Origin of the sequence: Bradyrhizobium ivorense, from assembly GCF_900696085.1 — a bacterium.
Classification (GTDB): domain Bacteria; phylum Pseudomonadota; class Alphaproteobacteria; order Rhizobiales; family Xanthobacteraceae; genus Bradyrhizobium; species Bradyrhizobium ivorense.
In genome coordinates, this window is record NZ_CAADFC020000011.1 from 41,541 (window position 1) to 61,413 (window position 19,873).

General features: G+C 59.7%; 19 protein-coding genes. 7 read left to right on the forward strand and 12 right to left on the reverse strand.

Annotated features, from left to right (window positions below):
• Nucleotides 1–398: 398 nt before the first annotated feature.
• The 12 genes from CI41S_RS15105 to CI41S_RS15160 all read right to left on the reverse strand — a co-directional run bounded on the left by CI41S_RS15105 (nucleotide 399) and on the right by CI41S_RS15160 (nucleotide 11,036).
• Entirely contained in the window at nucleotides 399–584 is a 186-nt protein-coding gene (locus CI41S_RS15105; protein ID WP_075968370.1) for a hypothetical protein, read from the reverse strand.
• 1,087 nt (nucleotides 585–1,671) lie between these two features.
• Nucleotides 1,672–1,890, reverse strand: coding sequence for a cbb3-type cytochrome oxidase assembly protein CcoS (gene ccoS, locus CI41S_RS15110; RefSeq protein WP_139860091.1), 219 nt, complete (start codon nucleotides 1,888–1,890; stop codon nucleotides 1,672–1,674).
• Nucleotides 1,890–4,076, reverse strand: coding sequence for a heavy metal translocating P-type ATPase (locus CI41S_RS15115; protein ID WP_139860093.1), 2,187 nt, complete (start codon nucleotides 4,074–4,076; stop codon nucleotides 1,890–1,892). The genes ccoS and CI41S_RS15115 overlap by 1 nt, the downstream gene beginning before the upstream one ends.
• 12 nt (nucleotides 4,077–4,088) lie before the next feature.
• Nucleotides 4,089–4,589 (reverse strand): FixH family protein, encoded by a 501-nt coding sequence (locus tag CI41S_RS15120; RefSeq protein WP_139860095.1) that lies wholly within the window; start codon nucleotides 4,587–4,589, stop codon nucleotides 4,089–4,091.
• Between the two features lie 22 nt (nucleotides 4,590–4,611).
• The gene (gene ccoG / locus CI41S_RS15125) at nucleotides 4,612–6,075 is read right to left on the reverse strand and encodes a cytochrome c oxidase accessory protein CcoG (RefSeq protein WP_139860453.1); all 1,464 of its coding nucleotides are present in this window, start codon (nucleotides 6,073–6,075) and stop codon (nucleotides 4,612–4,614) included.
• A 77-nt stretch (nucleotides 6,076–6,152) separates the two neighbouring features.
• Complete coding sequence (ccoP, locus tag CI41S_RS15130) at nucleotides 6,153–7,025, reverse strand: cytochrome-c oxidase, cbb3-type subunit III (protein WP_139481469.1); 873 nt, start codon at nucleotides 7,023–7,025, stop codon at nucleotides 6,153–6,155.
• Nucleotides 7,026–7,031: 6 nt separating this feature from the next.
• On the reverse strand, nucleotides 7,032–7,196 hold the full coding sequence (locus tag CI41S_RS15135; protein WP_139481470.1) for a cbb3-type cytochrome c oxidase subunit 3: 165 nt from the start codon (nucleotides 7,194–7,196) through the stop codon (nucleotides 7,032–7,034).
• An 11-nt stretch (nucleotides 7,197–7,207) separates the two neighbouring features.
• Entirely contained in the window at nucleotides 7,208–7,942 is a 735-nt protein-coding gene (ccoO, locus tag CI41S_RS15140) for a cytochrome-c oxidase, cbb3-type subunit II (RefSeq protein ID WP_139860097.1), read from the reverse strand.
• An 8-nt stretch (nucleotides 7,943–7,950) separates the two neighbouring features.
• Complete coding sequence (ccoN, locus tag CI41S_RS15145; protein WP_139481472.1) at nucleotides 7,951–9,603, reverse strand: cytochrome-c oxidase, cbb3-type subunit I; 1,653 nt, start codon at nucleotides 9,601–9,603, stop codon at nucleotides 7,951–7,953.
• 67 nt (nucleotides 9,604–9,670) lie between these two features.
• The gene (locus tag CI41S_RS15150) at nucleotides 9,671–10,102 is read right to left on the reverse strand and encodes a hypothetical protein (RefSeq protein WP_139860099.1); all 432 of its coding nucleotides are present in this window, start codon (nucleotides 10,100–10,102) and stop codon (nucleotides 9,671–9,673) included.
• A gap of 338 nt (nucleotides 10,103–10,440) precedes the next feature.
• Nucleotides 10,441–10,668: a hypothetical protein gene (locus CI41S_RS15155; RefSeq protein WP_139481474.1), complete on the reverse strand. Its 228-nt coding sequence runs from the start codon at nucleotides 10,666–10,668 to the stop codon at nucleotides 10,441–10,443.
• A gap of 146 nt (nucleotides 10,669–10,814) precedes the next feature.
• Nucleotides 10,815–11,036, reverse strand: coding sequence for a hypothetical protein (locus tag CI41S_RS15160; protein ID WP_139481475.1), 222 nt, complete (start codon nucleotides 11,034–11,036; stop codon nucleotides 10,815–10,817).
• Between the two features lie 898 nt (nucleotides 11,037–11,934).
• Between CI41S_RS15160 and CI41S_RS15165 the strand changes: the two genes are divergently transcribed.
• From CI41S_RS15165 to hemN, 7 genes are all read left to right on the forward strand, one after another.
• Nucleotides 11,935–12,168, forward strand: coding sequence for a hypothetical protein (locus CI41S_RS15165; protein ID WP_244622194.1), 234 nt, complete (start codon nucleotides 11,935–11,937; stop codon nucleotides 12,166–12,168).
• A 44-nt stretch (nucleotides 12,169–12,212) separates the two neighbouring features.
• A complete protein-coding gene (locus CI41S_RS15170; protein WP_139481476.1) occupies nucleotides 12,213–13,643 on the forward strand; it encodes a PAS domain S-box protein in 1,431 nt (476 codons plus the stop codon).
• Entirely contained in the window at nucleotides 13,640–14,245 is a 606-nt protein-coding gene (fixJ, locus tag CI41S_RS15175) for a response regulator FixJ (protein WP_139481477.1), read from the forward strand. The genes CI41S_RS15170 and fixJ overlap by 4 nt, the downstream gene beginning before the upstream one ends.
• A 664-nt stretch (nucleotides 14,246–14,909) precedes the next feature.
• Nucleotides 14,910–15,743, forward strand: a complete 834-nt coding sequence (locus tag CI41S_RS15180) for a universal stress protein (protein WP_139481478.1) — start codon at nucleotides 14,910–14,912, stop codon at nucleotides 15,741–15,743.
• Between the two features lie 494 nt (nucleotides 15,744–16,237).
• A complete protein-coding gene (locus CI41S_RS15185) occupies nucleotides 16,238–16,921 on the forward strand; it encodes a helix-turn-helix domain-containing protein (protein ID WP_244626526.1) in 684 nt (227 codons plus the stop codon).
• A gap of 140 nt (nucleotides 16,922–17,061) precedes the next feature.
• Complete coding sequence (locus tag CI41S_RS15190; RefSeq protein ID WP_139481479.1) at nucleotides 17,062–17,691, forward strand: hemerythrin domain-containing protein; 630 nt, start codon at nucleotides 17,062–17,064, stop codon at nucleotides 17,689–17,691.
• 474 nt (nucleotides 17,692–18,165) lie between these two features.
• Nucleotides 18,166–19,518, forward strand: a complete 1,353-nt coding sequence (gene hemN / locus CI41S_RS15195; protein ID WP_139860101.1) for an oxygen-independent coproporphyrinogen III oxidase — start codon at nucleotides 18,166–18,168, stop codon at nucleotides 19,516–19,518.
• Nucleotides 19,519–19,873 lie beyond the last annotated feature (355 nt).

A 19,873-nucleotide genomic window follows, 5' to 3' on the forward strand; every position in this document is an offset into this window, starting at 1 on the left:
CCGGGACCTCATCAAAGCTGATCGGCCGCAGAACCAAGCGGCCAGTCCTCTGGCAGGTACACGCCGAGAAGCAGACCAGACGTTCGTCGTACCAGGAATGTAGGCTGTACTCACTGAGTCCGCTGGATTCGATCACCTCACCTTATAAAGGTCCGACAATGCTACGTTCTCGGGCAGCAGCAACAATTGCAGCGCTGAAATCGATAGGAAATTAGCCTGGCTCGAAGTTGGTTGCTCAACAGTTGGGCCGAACCATTGAACCAGAAATCACCGCGCTCATACGGCCGCCGATGCAGGGCCAGGCAGAGTTCGAGTCCTGTTGCGACACAATCCAACAGCCAATAAGGGCGGCCCGGGAGCCGCCCTACTGGACCAATCAACAGCGCAGCCCAAATAAGCTACCGCTGATGTCCCAGTCCGATTCCCAGATGTAAGGCCTTCTGGCGCAGCGCACCGACAGAGCGTTTGGTCATTTTTGATATTTTTGTGACCGGGGTCCGAGCCTTTGAATGGACCTTGAGTTCTTTGATGTCTGCCTTAGTCCACTCGCGCCGCTTAACGCGTTTCTTGGTTGCTTTTTTCACTATGAATGCTCCTTCTGAGAGGAGCGGCTTCTAACATAGTTTTTTCACAGCGACGACCGTAAAAAGGAGGCAATCATAGAACTCGCGCAAAGCTGCAAGCTCTGTCATGTGTTCCCAAGACAATAGCCGTTGTTCGTTTCGTGGAGGTTTTCGTATCGAGAGACTTGGCCACGGATTGGCGAATCCAGTCTCCTAATTGACACATCGTTGTTGAAACTAAGCAGGTTGTTACAAGTCTTTGAAACACCATGAAAAAGCGAATGCGCTTAGCCAGAGAACTCCAGGCAGGTTCGAGATTTGTATCCAGCTCAGAGGGATCAGGCATTGAATTCGGCAGACACCGTCGCGCTCTCATACTATGGTTGCCCCTACCACGCTTGGCGCATTGCGACGTCGTCTAGCCGTCAGAGCCTCGTTTGGAATGAGCCAGGCGACCAGATCGCATCTCGGCTTGATGTCCGTCGCCCGGACTCGGCTCAACGTATCGGAAGGGCAGAATCTTTTCGTATGAGCAGCATTCACCTTTTTGCCGAAGGAGCGGCAAACCACCGTTGCTTCGGCCTTCGCGATGTTCTCCTGGAAAGTAGCGCTTCGGCCGACGTCAAGATCAACGGCCGACGCTTTTAGCCTTCAATCGCCGCTTTTCGTCCAAATCGTCTTCTATGTCATACATGCATATTCGCCCCGAGGGACGAAGCTGAAGCTTGATCGTTTCGACCGGAGCCGTTGCCTCATTGAGCCAGGTCACTCCCGTCATATCGGCGGTGAGGTACAGCGACCGGCGGTATCCATCGCGCACCCCGCCCGGCCGGTTCGACCGTGCCGGATCACGCGACATCGCCAGCCCGGTTGATAGCGATCGAAACTGTCATGATCGATGAGGCTGCAGCTGATGGGTGTCATGCTCGAAGGCTGAAGCCCAGATTATGCAGCTATCGTGGGTCAGACACGCTGGCATCATCGATGGCGAGCGGGCTACTGAGCAGCCGTTGCTGATCACAGCGCGTTGCCGCCATCAACAGGCTGCAAACTGTCCGACTTTCGCCTGTCCCCGCAGTTGGGGCGGTAGAGCGCATGGACGGGCGAGCTAGCACTCGCGTCGACGCCCGCTTCCACATATACGCTGGTCCGTTGGCACTATTTGGACCGGCACCGTGGACTCATCGGGCCCCTCATCGGCGACGGCGCGCCAGGCCGCGCCGTCGAGATCGTCATACTGGCCGCTCTTCAGCGACCACAGAAAGCCAAGCAGGCCGAGGAAGCCGAGTGAAAGGGCAAGCGGAACCAGATAGATCAGGACTTCCATCAGAGGGCCTCGCTCCTTCGCGCCCGCAGCGCATTAAGCATGACCAGTACCGACGAGCATGACATCGCCGCGGCGGCAATCAGCGGCGTCACCAGGCCGGCGATCGCAACGGGCACGGCCAGGACGTTGTAGACGACGGCAAGACAGAGATTCTGCCGCATCAGCCGCAGCGCCTCGCGCGAGGCAATGATTGCCATCAACACGGGCCCGAGATGCTCACCGAGGAAGACCGCATCAGCGACCGCCTGGCTCATATGGGTGGCGGTGACAGGCGACATCGAGGCATGGGCTGCTGCGAGCGCGGGCGCGTCGTTCAAGCCGTCGCCGACCATCAGCACCTTGTATCCCCTGCTCGTCAGATCTTCGACCCGGGCGACCTTGTCCGTCGGCGAGACGTTAGCCCGCCACGTGTGAATGCCAAGCGTCTCGGCCGCCCGCCGAACAGCTGGCTCGCGATCCCCGGAAACGATCTCCACCATGATGCCAAGGCGCGCGAGGCTTGTCACGACCTCGACCGCGTCCGGCCGCATCCTTTGCCTGATGGCAAAGACATGCCTCGCCTCGCCGTGGCTGAACGCGACGACGGAGGCTTCGGGATCATGACACAGGATCTCGTTAGCGCGGCTGTCAGCGCCGCAGAACGAGGGGTGGCCTAGCCGGATCGGCGCGCCCTCATAGTAACCGCGGACGCCCCGCCCCGGCTCCTCTTCGATATCGGCCAGCGGCTCGCTTGCGCCGGCAGCACGCGCCAGGGCGGCGGCGACCGGATGGCGGCTCGACAGCGCCAGCCGGCCCGCCAATCTGACGACATCTTCAGGAATGCCGGCGAGATTGGCGACATCGAGTTCAGGCAGCGTCAGCGTCCCGGTTTTGTCGAAGATCACCCGATCCACCTCGGCGATACGCTCGATTGCATCCCCGGCATTGAGCAGCACACCGGAACGGAACAGTGCGCCGGCGGCCACCGTCTGCACTGCGGGGATAGCCAGACCGAGCGCGCAGGGGCAGGTGATGATCAAGACTGCGATCGCCGTGACCACCGAATCATGAAAAGTGGCGCCAGAGGCAATCCAACCCAGCATGGTCAGGAAGGCCGTTATGTGAACGATCGGAGCATAGAGCCGCGACGCGCGCTCGGCGAGGCGCAGATAGCGCGAGCGCGCTTGCAGGGCATGATCGAGCAGCCTGGAAATCTCAGCAAGCAGTGTGCCGTCGGAGGCCGCCGCCGCACGGACGCGCAGGGTGCCCGATCGTACCAATGTGCCGGCAAACACCGCGCTGCCGGGCGTCGCGATCGCCGGCAAGGTCTCGCCGGTAATAAGGCTTTGATCGACCTCGGAGCGTCCCTCGATCACGTTGCCGTCGACGGTACAGCATTCGCCGGGGCGCACCAGCACGATGTCCCCCGGCTTGATCGCCGCCACCGGAACGGTTCTGATCTCGGTCGGGCTAATGAACTTCGCCGCAGTCTCCGCCTTGAGTGCTGCAAGGTTGCCGGCGTAGGCGCGGGTGCGCCGCCTCATGTTCTGGTCAAGATAGCGACCTGCGAGCAGAAAGGCGGTCAACATGATTGCCGCATCGAAATAGGCGTGCTCGGCATGAGCGATGGTCTCGATTACCGACGTCGCCAGGGCGAGCAGGATGCCGATGCTGATCGGAACGTCCATATTGGTTCCGCGCGCCCGCAGCGCGGCAACGGCGGAAGAGAAGAATGGTTGCGCACAATAAGCCGCGGCCGGTAGGACGATCAGCGCGGAGAGCCAATGAAAGAAGTCGCGCTGTTCAGGCAGCATGTCCGAGACATTTCCGAACCATACCGGGATCGACAGCATCATCACGTTCATCGCGGCAAAGGCGGCGACGCCCAGCCGCCGCAGCAAGCTCTGCGCCCTCTCCGCCTCCAGCGTCTCCGCATTGTCCCGCTGGAACGGATATGCCCTATAGCCTAACTCGGCGAGCCGCTCGACAAATAACGCTGGATCGAGCGCTCCCGCCTTCCATTCGAGCGCCAGCCGATTATCGGTGAGGTTCACGCGTGCCGAGGTCACGTCCGGAATGCTCGACAGATTGCGCTCGATCTTGCCCATGCAGCCCGCGCAACTGATCCCCTCCACCGCAAGGTCGAGTTGGAGGCGGCCCGAGCCCGTCCTCTTCAGAAAGTGAGAAAAATCGACGTCGGACTGCATGTGCGTACGCTCTCAGTTCAAAACGATGCGGTTCTTCGACAGAAACATGCGGCGGCCGTCATCGTCGCCCTCGATCACAAGATCCCACTGCCCGACAGCGACGCGTGAGGCGCTGCCGCGGTAGATTCCAACATTGGCCTGGGAGACATCAATCGCCCGATCGGCCCGGCGGTCGACCGGGCGTTCGAGGCGGGCCACGAAATTCATTCCGGCGAGAGGCGCACCTAGGCGGTCGCGCGCCTCGATCGCAAGCACAGCTTCACCATCCGACTGACGGTGGATATATACCTGCACCTGCCAGTTTCGTTCGTTCTGCTGCCGTGCCGCGATGATCTCTCGCTGATAGGCGAGGCTCGCACGATAGGCGCTGTCAACCTCCGTCCCCGGCAGCGTCATGATGGCAAAGCGCATCATGACCAGATTGGCGCCAATCACGACCGAAAAGAACGCGAGAATGGCGATCAGGACGAAGCGTCCGGTGATGGGCCGCGTGACTCGATTTGATGCGCTCATGGTCACATCCCGTCAGTGATCGTCAGGGGAGAACGAAATGATCCGTTGCCGAGGCGACCTCACCGAGGCCAAGGTCGGTGACCCGAAACCTCACCGGCATCGAGTGTTCGGACATGCCGTCAACCGGCGCTGTCAGCAGCACACGCAGTTCAGTCGTCGTATCGCGAGCCAGGACGATCATCGGCCGATCCACGGTCACCGGATCGGCGCCGACGACGTGGACGGACGTCTTGGGCGGGCCATCGATGTCGATCGCGATCACCCGATCGAAGTCGCGCTTGTTGAGCAAACGCACGGTATAGCCGTTGCGAATCGATCCATCGCTGAGCCTGACAGCCATGGGATTACGATCATGCAGAACGCTGAGATCGAGCAGCGTTCTCGACAACAACCCATAAACCATCACCGCGCAGATGACCGTGATCAAGGAGGCATAAACGAGCGTGCGCGGGCGTACCGGCTTGAACAGTTCCGGCTTGCCGTGCATCCGCCGGCGGATATTGATATCGTTGTCGTAACCGATCAGGCCGCTTTTGCGCCCGATCTTCTTCATGACGGCATCGCAGGCGTCGATGCACAGCCCGCACTGGATGCAGCCCAGCTGGGCGCCGTTGCGTATATCGATCCCGGTCGGGCAGACCGCCGCGCATTGATAACAGTCGATGCACTCTCCGACCCTATCGCCACGCGCGCGCAGATCGAATGATTTCTTCAATGAGCAGCGCTGCTCGCCGCGGTCGTGTTTGTAAGTGACATTAAGGGCCCATTCGTCGGTGAGCGCGGCCTGGATGCGCGGCCACGGGCACATATAAACGCAAACCTGCTCGCGCATGTAGCCAGCCAGCAGATACGTCGAAGCCGTCAGGATCCCAATCCAGATATAGGCGATTGCGGGCGCTTGGAACGTTGCCAGATCGTGCACCAAGGTCGGCGCGTCGGCGAAGTAGAGCACCCAGGCGCCACCGGTCCACCAAGCAATGATCAACCAGATTGCGTGCTTCAACACGCGCTTTGTCGCGCGCCATGCTGTCATTGGGCGTGCAGCGGCCTTCAGCTGCTCGCGGCGGTCGCCCTCGACCCGGCGCTCAACGGCATAGAACAGGTCGGTCCAGACCGTCTGCGGGCAGAGATAACCGCACCAAATCCGCCCGCCCAGCGCATTCATCAGGAACAATACCATGGCAGCAAGCACGAGCAAACCGGTGAAGTAATAGAGCTCTTGCGGCCACAGTTCGATGAAGAAGAAGTAGAACCGCCGGTTTGGAAAATCGAGCAACACCGCCTGGTCGGGAGCGCCGAGGCCACGATCCCAACGCACGAAGGGCAGCAGATAGTAGATGCCCAGACACAGCACCATCAGCCACCATTTGATCGTGCGGAAAGAACCGCGGACGCTCTGCGGATAAACCTTCCTATGGGCTGCATAGAGGGGTCCATCCTCGTCGATCACCGGCTCATCGAGCGACTTGTTTACGGCGGGCTTCATGACCGACCTTACATCGGGCGTGGATGGCTCGCGTTGATCCTGGGTCAACGGCGCGCAGGTTTTGCGGCGCATCTCGCCTATTGTCCGCCGCCGAGCGAATGCACATAGACGGCAAGTGCCCTGACTGTGATGGGATCGAGCCGCCCGCTCCAAGCCGGCATGATGCCGGCGCGGCCATAGCTGATGGTCTCGACCAGCGTCTCCTCGTCCGAGCCGTACAGCCAAATCCGGTCAGTCAGATTCGGTGCGCCGAGTGCCTGATTGCCTTTGGCGTTCTCGCCATGACAGACCGCGCAATTCTCGGCAAAGATCCTCGTGCCGGCCGCGGGGTCGAACTTGGCTGCCGTGGTCAGGCCTGACAGCGATCGCACGTAGTTCGCTACGGTGACAATCTCGGTTTTCGTGAGGATGCCGTCGCGGCCAAAGGCCAGCATTTGTCCCTCATGCGCCTGGGCATGCCCGGACCGTGCGCCGAATTGGATGGTCTGCAGAATCTGGTCGAGCGATCCGCCCCACAACCAGTCATCGTCATTGAGATTCGGATACCCCTTGGCACCCGCGCCGCCGCTCCCATGGCATGGCGCGCAATTGTCCGCGAACACCGTCTTGCCGCGCGCGCGGGCCAATCCCAGTAAGGCCGGATCCTTCTCGATCTCGGTAAGCGACGCTTTGCCCAGCACGGCCATCTTGTCGCCGCGCAGCTTCTCGAGCCCTGCAAGGTCGTTGACGACGTTGGCTCGGGTCGAATAATCAAACACGCCGGTCGTGTAGCTTGAGAGGAGCGGCCAGGCCGGATAAACCATCCAGTACCCCACCGCCCAAAGGATCGTGGCGTAGAAGCACAGAATCCACCAGCGCGGCAGCGGCGTGTTGAGTTCCTTTATTCCATCCCATTCGTGGCCCGTCGTGGAGCGGCCCGAGATGTAATCGATGTCGTTGTGCTCGGTCATGATCTGTCAGTCCCGGCGCAGCGGCATGCGCGCCGCAGTATCAAAAAGCCTCTTGTTGCGGGGCCACAGCGCGTAAACGACGATGGCTATGAAGATGCCGATGAACAGCGGCGTCCAGAGCGTCACGACGAAGCTAGATGCCAGGTTCTCGATGGAAATGACGGCTTTCATCAGAGGATCCTTCAGCGCAGATTGGCTTTTTCGTCGTAGAGCTTGAAATCGATCAATGTGCCCAGCATTTGCAGGTAGGCGACGAGCGCATCGAGTTCGGTCGGATTGCCGGCCGTGCCGTCGAAATTGCGCACAGCCGCCTTCGGATAGCGCTTCTGGAAAGACGCGACGTCCGCGCTGTCAGGATCGAGCTGCGTCTTCAGGTCGGCGACAGCGTTCTTGATCTGGTCCTCGGTATAGGGGACGCCGATCGCCCGATTGGTACGCAGATGCGCGACCATGTCGGTCAGGTCGAGCTCGGTGTTCGCCAGCGACGGATAGCCCGGCATCACCGATTGCGGCACGATGGCGCGCGGATTGATCAAGTGCGTAACGTGCCATTCATCGGAATATTTCCCGCCAACACGTGCGAGGTCCGGGCCGGTCCGCTTCGAGCCCCATTGAAACGGATGGTCATACATGCTCTCGGCGGCCAGCGAGTAATGCCCGTAGCGCTCGACCTCGTCGCGTAACGGCCGGATCATCTGCGAGTGACAGAGATAGCACCCCTCACGTACGTAGATGTTGCGGCCGGCGAGCTCGAGCGGCGTATACGGCCGCACACCGTCCACCGCCTCGATCGTGCTCTTGAGGTAGAACAATGGCGTGATCTCGACCAAGCCACCGACCGCTATCACGGCAAGGATGCCAGCGATCAAGATGATCGAGTTCTTCTCAAAGATCTTGTGTCGGTTCCAGAGCGACATGCGATGACCTATTCCGCGACCTGGAGCGCTCTAGCGTCCTGGATTTGATCGGCTTGCTGGGCATTCACCGTCATCCAGAGATTGGCCGCCATGATCAGCGCACCGATCAGGAACAGTGCGCCACCCGCGGCACGGATGATGTAGAAGGGATGCATGGCCTCGACCGACTCGATGAACGAGTACTCGAGGAAACCGAGCGACGTATAGGCGCGCCACATCAGCCCCTGCAGGATGCCGGACACCCACATCGCGGAGATGTAGAGCACGATGCCGATCGTGGCGATCCAGAAGTGCCAGTTGACGAGCTTGAGGCTATACAGCTGGCGATTCCAAAGCCAGGGAATCAGACAATACAGCGCGCCGAATGATACGAAGCCAACCCAGCCCAGCGCGCCCGAATGCACATGGCCGACCGTCCAATCCGTGTAATGGCTGAGCGAGTTGACGACCTTGATTGCCATGGTGGGACCTTCAAATGTCGCCATGCCGTAAAAGGCAACCGAGACCACGAGCATACGAAGTACCGGGTCGGTGCGGAGCTTGTCCCAGGCGCCTGAGAGCGTCATCAGGCCGTTGATCATGCCGCCCCATGAGGGCATCCACAGCATGATCGAGAACGTCATGCCGAGCGTCTGCGTCCAGTCCGGCAGCGCCGTGTAGTGTAGATGGTGTGGTCCGGCCCAGATGTAGAGGAAGATCAGCGCCCAGAAGTGGATGATCGAGAGACGGTAGGAGTAGACCGGGCGTTCAGCTCTTTTCGGAATGAAGTAGTACATGATCGCCAGGAAGCCAGCGGTCAGGAAGAAGCCAACCGCGTTATGGCCGTACCACCACTGAAACATGGCATCCTGCACGCCACCCCAGGCAATGTAGGATTTCGAGCCGAACACCGATACCGGTAATGCGGGATTGTTGCCAAGGTGGAGCACTGCAATGGTGACGATAAAGGCGAGATAGAACCAGTTGGCGACGAAGATGTGCGGCTCCTTCCGTTTCAACAGCGTCGCCACGAACACAATGAGATAAGTGATCCAGACGGTGGTGAGCCAGAAATCGGCGTACCACTCCGGCTCGGCATATTCCTTCGACTGGGTGACACCGAACAGATAGCCGGTGCCTGCGATCAGAATGAAAAAATTATAGCCAACGACCACAAACCATGGCGCAAGATCGCCAGCCAGGCGGGTGCGGCAGGTCTTCTGAACGACATAGAACGAGGTCGCGATGAGCACGTTTCCGCCGAACGCAAAGATCACAGCCGATGTATGCAACGGCCGAAGCCGACCGAAGCTCGCCCAGGGCAAATCAAAATTCAGTGCCGGCCAGGCAAGTTGCGAGGCGATCAGCAGACCGATGGAAAAGCCCGCAATGCCCCAGAACATCGCCAGCACCGAGGCGAATTTGATCGGACCGAGATTGTAGTTCGGTCGGCCATTGATCTGCGCCGGCGGTAATTGCGCCGGCCGTTCATAGTAGCGATTGAGGATGACGCCTGCAGCGGTCAGACTGGCGGCGGAAGCCAGCAATGCGTGGAACGTAAACGCAGAATCGTGCCCCATCGCTCCGGCGAAAAAGAAGACGTAGGCAGAAACTGCAAATACCGACATCAGGCCTGCTTCACCCATCGTCATCGATTTCGAGGCAGGGGATGGGCTTGTCATGGCTTGGCCTTCTTTGAAAGCGGGATGCTTGGGGAATTATTTCCGGCGAGCTAGGCGATTGAGTTCATCAATCGCAAAAGCGCTGCGGGAGGCCGTCGTCGACCTCACGACCGAGCGCGCGCAGGGTTTGTTCGTTGGGGCAGTCTTTCAGCGGATTTCGATACTTCCCTGTTTGGAGGTTGGCGGCACAACGGACTTTGGCCTGACATAGGCCGCATACTCGCTGCAGATCGCGCAATACGTCGCCATGGCGGGCGGCAAGCGCATGCTCGGAAAAGCCGGCAAGCGCGAGGCGCTTGCTCAATAGTTCGGGAGAGCCCGGACCTTGCGCCAGGGTTCGGAAAGCGGATGTAGACAGATTAAGCTCACGCGCGATCGCATCGATGTCCTGCGGGCTCAAGTAAGCCAGCTCGGACGTCCGAGACAGGCTCGCTCGTAATCGGCTGAGCAAATTCCTAAACCGCCAAGGACGACCGATATTTGCAGGTTGGCTGACCATGTGTCATGTCCCTCGAAGCAGCCATAGCTGCTGGAGGCAGGTTTGTTTTTGACCTGCATCAAATAAGACCAATGTAAGAGAAAATCGTTCGATCCGGATCGTCCTGCCCGGGCGATGTTCGGCGGAAAGCCGCAGCGAGCCGGCTGAACCACTAGCCGGCGAGACTGCGGCGAGGCCGATTTCGTGTTGCGGGCAACAGCACGCCTGCCGCATTGGCGACAGCATCGCGAGCACTTTCGAATCGATGCTCGGAGCGATGCTTTACGAGATCGCGCTTGAACTCGCGGATTGACCACTGCCATGAAACTTTGCAAGGACCCGTGCTGGCCGAACTCAGGCTAGCCGCCCCATGCCGGGGGCAACGCAGGCGGGGTTCGAAGCTCCATCGCATCGGCGAAAATGGTCCAATCGCGGACACCTTTTTGCCTGCAGAAATCGGTCTCCGCCTGCTGTGCAGCAGCACTCAGCGATGCGGCATCGACCTCGAACGCTGCCTGACAGGCACGATGCTCGTGGCCGGTATCGTCACAAACGGTCTTAATGAAGCGAACGTTAAATGAAGGCATGACTACCCTCTTGCGCTGGGTTGGCTCATCCCTGTCTATTCTGCCATTCGCGCCGGGAGAGTATTTGATTTGCCTCAAGCAGCATCCAAAGTAATTGGCCAAGCACCGTCACAGAGACTGGCCTGACGAGTGCCGGCGGCCCGGCGCTATCGTCGGCCAGACCTGCGCCCCCGTGATCGTGAACAAATGGGGCGAATCGCCCCCATTTCGCGCCTGACGGCCCACCCTGCCGCCGCAATGACAAAGCCGATGATCAGACCCGCAGCAGACAAGGTTTCGATAAGGCCAAGGTTCAGGGCTTCCGCGCCAAAGCCGATGGCTGCGATCAGCGCCGGCAAGGCCACCGACAATGCGAGGCGAGCAATCACTAAGGGATCTCCTTTGCACCTCGCGCATCATTGATGACACTTGTTGTCATGGTCCGATGCGCGTCCGGTGCGCCTCAACATTCGCATGATTGCTCGGCCTGTATTTTGATCTCCATCAACCCGGCCGCATCCAGGGTTTGTCGGGACCGAGGCGCGACGCGAGCGAATCACCTGAACTGGAACATGTGTGGGCCCCTGTCCCGCTCGCGGCGGCCGTACGCCGCCGGGCATTCTAGACGCGCATCGCTTTTTTGACCTGGATCAATACTTCAGCGGCGGCCGACCGATAAAAACGATCTGCAGCCGAGGTCAGACACATGGCTCACAGAAAGACTTGGCGCCCCATCATCTTTTCGTGCCCAAATACGGGCGACCGGCTTCAAGGACTGCTGCCGAACTCCGCAGTCGAGCCAGGCCAACGACCTGCACCCGGTAAGCTGCGTCGCTTGCGATGGTGTCCACGTCCCCGATCCGCAGACTGGCCCGATGCTCGGGGCCGAGCGCAGCTAGCCCATCCGCCCCACGACTGACGCCGTAACAAGGAGACGTCCCACCAACAAAGGATGTTCGACATGACAGGCCCCGGCGCAACTTGCTCGGCGGCGGGACCAATTGTGGGCCGCGGTCCAGTCAATTTCTGCAAAAACCCGATCAGGACCAAGCGGAGAAGGCTTGAGCAGGTCGGGATCAGTTCGACCGAAGGCGGCTAGGTAGCATCAATCCCGATATTTGGGTTGGTGAGGGCCATGACCCAGCACGATGGGTTCGACGATGCCTCCGCCGACAGATCCGAGGCGGCGACTGCCGCAATCGAGACCGCGCGCCGCCCGCGCAGTATTAGGCTGAACCAGGTCGCGGGGCGAACAAGCGATGTGGTTCGTACTGTCTGAAAGGTTGCTTGAATTTGTCAGTCGGCGGCGATGAATACCGTCCAGTATCTAATGGCAACGTGACGTGGGAGCGGATCGAGACGGCGCCCTTCGATCGGGACCTTGAGATTGGCGTGATCGAGGGTAATACCATTCATCGGCTGGTCTTCCCTTGCCGCCGCATCTTCGGCGGCTGGATCAAGGCGAAGACCGGGGAACACGTCGCTGTGCAGCCCACGCACTGGCGCATTTGGTTCAAATAGCGATGGCTATAGGATCGATCGAATGAGAGGGTCTGCCGGAAAATATGTCCGACCACATCTGGTATCGCTATGGCACTGCCGCGGCAGCTGCCGCGCTCGCCCTCGTGCTCCGCGCGGCGCTCAATCCGTATCTCGAGGACCGCTCATTTACGATCATCTACCTTCCGGCGGTCGTTTTTGCCGCTTTTGCCGGCGGCCGCGGACCGGCGAGCTTCGCTACCCTGCTCTGCCTCGTCATCAGCGCGGCATTTCTTGGGAAAAGCGTCATCACCGTTTCGGCAAACATGATCGATATTGCCGTATTTGCGGTACTTGGCCCCATGCTTGGCTTCATGGGCGACCGGCTGCGGCAGGAATCGGAGCAGGCGCGGTATCGGCAAGCCCATCTGCAGTCGATCCTGGACACCGTACCGGAAGCCATGATCGAAATTGACGAGAAGGGTCTCATTCGCTCGTTCAGCGCCGCGGCAGTGCGTTTATTTGGCTGGTTGCCGGACGAAGTGGTTGGAAAGAATGTATCCAAGTTGATGCCGCAGCCCTACCGGGCCGAGCATGACCGCTACATTAAACGTTATCTGACCACCGGCGAGCGGCGCATCATTGGCATCGGTCGCATCGTGGTCGGCGAGCGAAGCGACGGCTCGACCTTTCCGATGGAGCTTGCCGTCGGCGAAGCCAAAGTGCGCGGCGAACGCTTCTTCACCGGCTTCATCCGAGACCTAACCGAACGGCGGGCACAGGAACGGCGGTTGCAGGAGCTGCAGTCTGAACTCGTCCATGTGTCGCGGCTCACCGCCATGGGTGAGATGGCATCGTCTATTGCTCATGAAATCAACCAACCGCTCTCCGCCATCACAAACTACATGCGCGGCGCAAAGGCTCTGCTGGCGTCAGACAAGCCGAACGCTAATCGCATTGGTGATGCGCTCGAACACGCTGTCCAACAGGCTCTGCGTGCCGGCGATATCATCAAGCGCCTGCGGGAATTCGTTGCCAAAGGCGAGACGCAGCATTCTGTGGAAAACCCGCTCACGCTGCTTGAAGAGGCTGTAGCGCTGGCCCTGCTCGGCGCCAAGGAGCAAGGCGTGCGGGTGACGATGCGCAGCGACCGCGATCTGCCGTCAATGATCGTAGACAAGATCCAGATCCAGCAAGTCGCGCTGAACCTGATACGCAACGCGATCGAGGCGATGGCTTCCTGTCCGCGCCGCGAATTGACCGTCGGAGTCAGCAAGGTCGATGGTCTCGCCAGGTTTACCGTTGCCGACACGGGTTCCGGCATCAGCCCTGACGTCGCCGACCGCCTGTTCCAACCCTTTGTCACGACGAAGGAGCACGGCATGGGTGTTGGACTATCAATCTGCCGGACAATCGTGGAATCCCATGGCGGCCACATCGTGGCGGAAGCGAATCCGGGTGGCGGGACGATCTTTCAGTTCACGTTGCCATTTGCGGACGTCGGTGAAGAAGCATGACCGGGCGGCGCATTCTTGTGATCGACGATGACGCCGCGATGCGGGATTCGCTGGCGTTTCTGCTTGATATTAGTGGTTTCTGGGTAGCAACCTACGAGACCGCGACCGAGTTTCTCAATGACTTTGCAAGCGGTCCGGTCGACTGCGTTGTATCAGACATCCGCATGCCAGGCATGAGCGGCCTCGAACTGGTCCGCAAGCTGAAGGCCGATCGCCTCGACTGTCCGGTCGTCCTGATTACCGGTCATGGTGATGTATCACTCGCAGTTGAAGCGATGAAAGCGGGTGCGGTCGATTTTATCGAGAAGCCGTTCGAGGATGAGGTGCTGTTGCGTGCCATCAACGGTGCTTTGGAAGCGCGGCCAACGAAGCCAGCCGATGACGCAGCGAAACTGCAGGCAGAAGGGCGACTTGCGGATCTCTCGTCGCGCGAGCGTGACGTCCTGCAGGGACTATTAGCCGGCAAGATCAACAAGGTAATCGCCCATGATCTTGGCATCAGCCCCCGGACGGTCGAGGTTTATCGCGCCAACCTCATGGCCAAGACCAACGTACGCAGCATGTCCGAGTTGATGCGGATCGCGATCACCGCAGGATTCTAGCAGGGTCGCGAGCGGCGGTCCAGGCGACGAACAGTGGTTCGAAAGATCCTAGACGAATTCGTCCAGGAATGATCCTCGATCGCGAGAGCGTGGAGCGCCCTGGAAACGCATTGCCCAGTGGAGCCTTGAGCACAGGCCAGGACCACAGACCGGCAATGACGAAAATCAAACGAGCCCAGCGAACGATGCACGCGCACGTCCGCGCTGGCGCCCGCCCCCCGCCTGCGACAATGTCCGCGCATGCCGGTGCCAGCAGCCGTTGGAGACGTTTGAGTATTGGCGTATCCGGCTTAACCGCGCCGAACCAGCCACGCATCATCTTCCATACTGGCCGGCCCTTCTTCTCAGTGCATCTGTTTTCGACGACGTGAATGTCGAGCAGGCAACGGTGAGGAATCGACGGCATCCGCGATCTCCGGCCGGCCCCAATCCCCTGATTTGTGCCGCAAAAATCGCTGTGCACGAATCGTGCAGCATTCGCGGTTGACATGACCGATGCAATACATGCCATGCTGGTTTCTAGCGTGGCATCGGATTCTGCGCGAACTGTCCGTGGCCGGTTTGATCCTGCCTAACCAAATCGGCGAACGTATGAAGCAGATCAATTGTCCGGCCAGATTTGTGCTCCGATGGACAGCAATCCTTTCATGCCCGGAGAATGGCAATGTTCGGGAACATATTGGTCCATCTTCCCACGGAGCTCCCGGTGCGGGCCACGGTGAACGGTTCGATTTCCTTCGCACTGAGCACGGGCGCGCATCTTGATGTTGTGGCAATCGGTTATGAGAGGACCATTATTCCGCTCGCCGCACTCAGCGGGGTGGCCGTCACTCCGGTCTTTGAAATCGAGCAAGCGCGTGCTTTGGAGAAAGCCGAAGCGGCACTTCGTGTGTTTGATCTGCGGGCAAGGAGCGCCGGCATTTCTTATGCGAGCCGCGCGCTCAGCGCAGTTCCAGTGGATGCGCGTCGAAGCATCTGCGCCAGCGCGCGAGTGCACGACATGACGATCGTCACGCAGCCCCAGAGCGGATATGAGAGCTATGACAACGTTATTCCCAAGGAGATCCTGCTCCGGGCCGGCAAGCCAGTTCTGTACCTGCCAAGCGTCATCCGCGGCGCTTTTTTGGCCCGGCGAATCGGGATTTGCTGGGACGGCAGCCGCCTTGCGGCCCGCGCGTTGCACGACGCGATGCCGCTGCTGCGCGAAGCGGACGCCCTGACCATCATCGCGACGACTGCTGCGCACAAGGTCCCGGCGGAAAGTTCCGCCGACCATTTGGGACAGTATCTTGCAAGGTCGGGCCTTCCGGCAAAGATCGTGTCGCTCCCACCATCCCAGTCGGTACACCGCGCCCTCCTGTCGCTTGTGGCGGACGAAAGCCTCGACCTGCTGGTGATGGGCGGATACGGCCACTGTCGACTGCAGGAAAGGCTGCTTGGTGGCATTTCGGGAGACCTGCTTCGTGCAAACGTCATTCCGGTTTTGATGTCGCACTGAAGGCAGGAATTGTAGATGCGATATGCCGCCGGATGCGCCTCGAACCCAGTCGATCGGCGCAGGGCGAGGCACCAGCCGCCCGCCGATCTGGAGAACAGGAGTGCCGTCCGTCCTGGCTTTCGCGCCCCCGCCGTCGCTTTATCGACGAGGCGAGGCGAAAACCGCTGAACATGCGCCGCGGTTTTCGAACATTGCAGTACGCTGCCGGTCTAGACGAGCGGGACGATCTGGTCACCGCCCATCCGGCGATGCCCGAGCTCAGCTTCAGGCCGAACGACCGGCAAGCCGGCAGGCGGCGTCTCATCCAAACGCGGCTGGTCGGCTTTGAGCCGCATTCGAGCTACCGAAAGGTTGCGCCGCCCCCATCGAGAATCCTTCTCACGGCTTACGTATAAATACTTAGTGGGTTCTACTTAGGGGAAACATCCAAGTTTTCCAGTTCATTAGAAGCGGCCAGTCTGCGCTCCATCGACATTTGGAAGATCGAGTCCGCCATGTACGCTCAGGCCGCGAGTATTCACGAGATCAGCCATCATCCGAGCAGCGTCTTGTGCAGGCAATCTCGTACCTATGGACCGTTTGGTATGGTTGCGACCCCGATGCGGTTCGCTCGCAATAGCGAGATCTACGGCGAAGACGAAGTAGCTGAATACCTATATCAGGTGGTATCGGGTGCTGTACGAACCTACAAGATTATGGAAGATGGACGTCGTCAGATTGGTGCGTTTTATCTGCCCGGTGACATCTTCGGCTTTGAGGCCGGAGACAGCCATATCGCTTCGGCGGAGGCGGTCTGTGAGACGCACCTTTTAATGGTGAAGCGCAGCACCCTCATTGTTCGCGCCAGCCACGAGAGCGAGCTCACAAGGCAGCTCTGGGACGCGATGGCGCTTGAGCTCCGCCGCTTTCAGGAGCATCTGATGCTCCTGATCAGCAGCGCTGAACAGCGGGTCGTGGCATTCCTACTCGATATGTCTCGCCGCGCTACGAAGAACGCAGCGATCGAACTGCCCATGTCACGGCAGGATGTTGCCGACTACCTTGGCTTGACGATCGAAACGGTCTCGCGCACCCTCACTCAACTCGAGCAGAACGGCGTGATCGCCCTGCCGACCTCGCGCCGAATCGAGCTACGTAACGACAAATTGCCGAGCGGCGTTGCGCAGAACTTGGGCTAAGCTCAAGAAGCGCTGTGAAATGCGCGGCGTCCGTGCACCGAACAGCGCCGACAAATCGCAGCGCGTGGAGGACACCCGAACATCGGCTTGGGCGACCGCGCACAGATGGCAGGATCGCTCGCTTACATGCTGGAGCACGCATGATCATCGATCTTTTGCTTCGAGAGCATCGCAATATTGACCTACTTCTGGTCGCCCTCCAACGTGAATTGGAGATTTTTGAGCAAGGGGCCCGTCCTGACTATGAGGTCATTCGCGCGATTATCAGCTACTTCGAAGTATACCCCGAGGTGTACCATCATCCTCAGGAAGACCTGATTTTCTCCAAGCTCAGAACTCGCGATCCGGATGCGGCTGCAATCATCGGCGATCTCGCGCATGAACACCGGGAAGTCATCGACCGTCTGCACCATTTCGCTCGAGCTATCGATGGTATCCTCGCGGATCGTGAAATCCTTCGGCAAGACGTCGGCAACGTCGTACGCGACTTTATACTGCGGGAACGGCACCACATGATGTGGGAAGAACGAGATTTCTTCCCCGCCGCCGTCAAGGCTCTATCGACTGAGGATTGGACGGAAATCGCTTCCGCCCGCACTGATGATGGGGATCTGCTGTTCAGCGAGACAGCAGAAGCGACTTCCGATGCACTAAGAGCGCATATTCTGGAATTGGAGCAGGAAGCTGAAGCCGAACGGAGTTCGGTCGCGTTTTCGTCTGCAATGGCCGGCAAGCCGCCAGAGGCGCCAAAGCCGATGGACCGTAATTGATCACTGGTATATCGCGACGGGACGTAGAGGTCATGCTCATCTTGTTGAAATGAAGATGACAATCTTTCTGGCGCGTACGCTGCGCGCGGCCAGGACCGCGCCCGATGATCGCTTTCAGCCCGTCCCTTCGCAATCAGCACGGCCGGGGTCCGGCCGGTCCCGTAACGTGAGCGTCGCGGGGCAATTGGCAGTACGGCTCGACCTGCACCCCACTCATATTACGTGATATGAGTGCCCCTTACGTCCGCCGACCGACTGCGATCGATCATTGCGGCACTGCTCACCTCTTCATGCCCGGAACAGGGCAGGACCTTCATCGCGATCCAAAGTCCGATACATACGTTGCGGGCATGCCCTACCAATTTCGGCTTGAGGGCCGCTATGGCCATCAACAACGCGGATATTTTGAGCCAGCGCAAAGCCCATCCGCCGCGTGTCCGGTAATCGGTTGGAGAGGGAAGAAAGGCATTCCGAATGCGACCGGACCTGGCACAATCCTACGGGCAGCACCGCCTGCCGCGCTATACCAGCTATCCGACGGCCCCTCATTTCTCAGCTTCGATTTGCGAATCCGACTATCAAACGTGGCTCAAGTCGTTGGGCGCCCAGCAATCCGCCTCGATCTACGTGCACGTGCCGTTTTGTCGACGCATGTGCTGGTATTGTGCCTGCCACACATCGGTCACGAAACGCCAGGAGCCGATCTCAATCTATGCAGCGGGACTGCGGACCGAAACTTACCTCGTTGCAGAAACCGTTGGCCGACGGCAACCGATCTCTCATATCCATTTCGGGGGCGGGACCCCAACGATCATGACACCTGAAACGTTCGCTGATCTGGTCGGTTCGTTGCGCCATTCATTCGCCGTCCTGCCCGATGCCGAGATTGCCGTAGAGATCGATCCACGCATGTTGAGCGAGCCGATGGCCGAGGCGCTAGGCTATTGCGGGGTCAACCGGGCGAGCCTTGGTGTCCAGAGCTTCGATCCAGTTGTTCAGCGGGGCATCAACCGTCGGCAGAGCTTCGGACAAACTGCGACCTCGGTCGATCGGTTGCGCCGCGCCGGCGTCGACCGTATCAATTTCGACCTGCTCTATGGGCTGCCCCGGCAGACGGTCGCTTCGTGTCTGGATACCGTCGCCAAATGCCTCGAGCTTCATCCGGACCGGTTTTCGGCCTTTGGCTACGCGCACATTCCTTCCTTCAAGAAGCATCAACGTAAGATCGATGAGTCCGCCCTGCCCGACAGCGTCACGCGCCACGTCCAATTTGAAACGATCGCGGAAGCTTTGGTTGATGCGGGATATGTCCGCATCGGAATCGACCACTTCGCCCTGCCGGACGACAATCTCGCCCTGGCGAGGCAGGAAGGCAGGTTGAGGCGCAATTTCCAGGGCTATACTGACGATAGCGCGGACACCCTGATTGGTCTGGGCGCCAGCGCCATCGGCCGTATGCAACAGGGTTTTGTCGCGAACGCCGTCTCGATAAAGGACTACCTCGCTCGCATCAGCGAGGATCGGCTGGCCGTCGCAAGGGGCTATCTACTGACCGACGACGATCGCTTCCACGCCGAGATCATCGAACGAATCATGTGCGATTTGACAGTCGATCTTTCCGAGACATCCCGTCGTTATGGCCGGGATCCGAGCTTGGCCGTCGTCGATCGTTCTCGTCTCGACGGCCTTATCGCCGATGGCGTCGTGGTGATGGATGATGGCCGGCTTTCCGTAGCCGGTGGCGCAGAGTTCCTGGCCCGGAGCGTCGCATCGATCTTCGACGCTCACCTTACTCGGACCGGGACTACACATAGTCTAGCAGTCTAAGCCGACTAAGCCGAACCGAGCCGCTTCAGATCCGAACGCGACATCACCCAACTGGCTTATGCTAATCGCCGCGCTGAAGAGCACGCTGATTGGCGTCCCCGCTCGCCGGCCCCTCTGCGTCGAGCCGCACAAGATTTCCAACAGAGGTTGGAACCAAAACTAGACTAGACCAATGACGACCTGAAGCCAGATCAATGGCAAGCCGCTCATTGCATTGGTCACGACTATGAGATTCTTGCGATCCGCGGTTTCGTATGGTCCCGTGGATCGAGCCGACCGTTTCCGGCAGAAAAGCGTACCAACGTGCGCTTGGCGCCCGTCCATGATCGCCCGGCTCTACCGCCCCACATTGCTC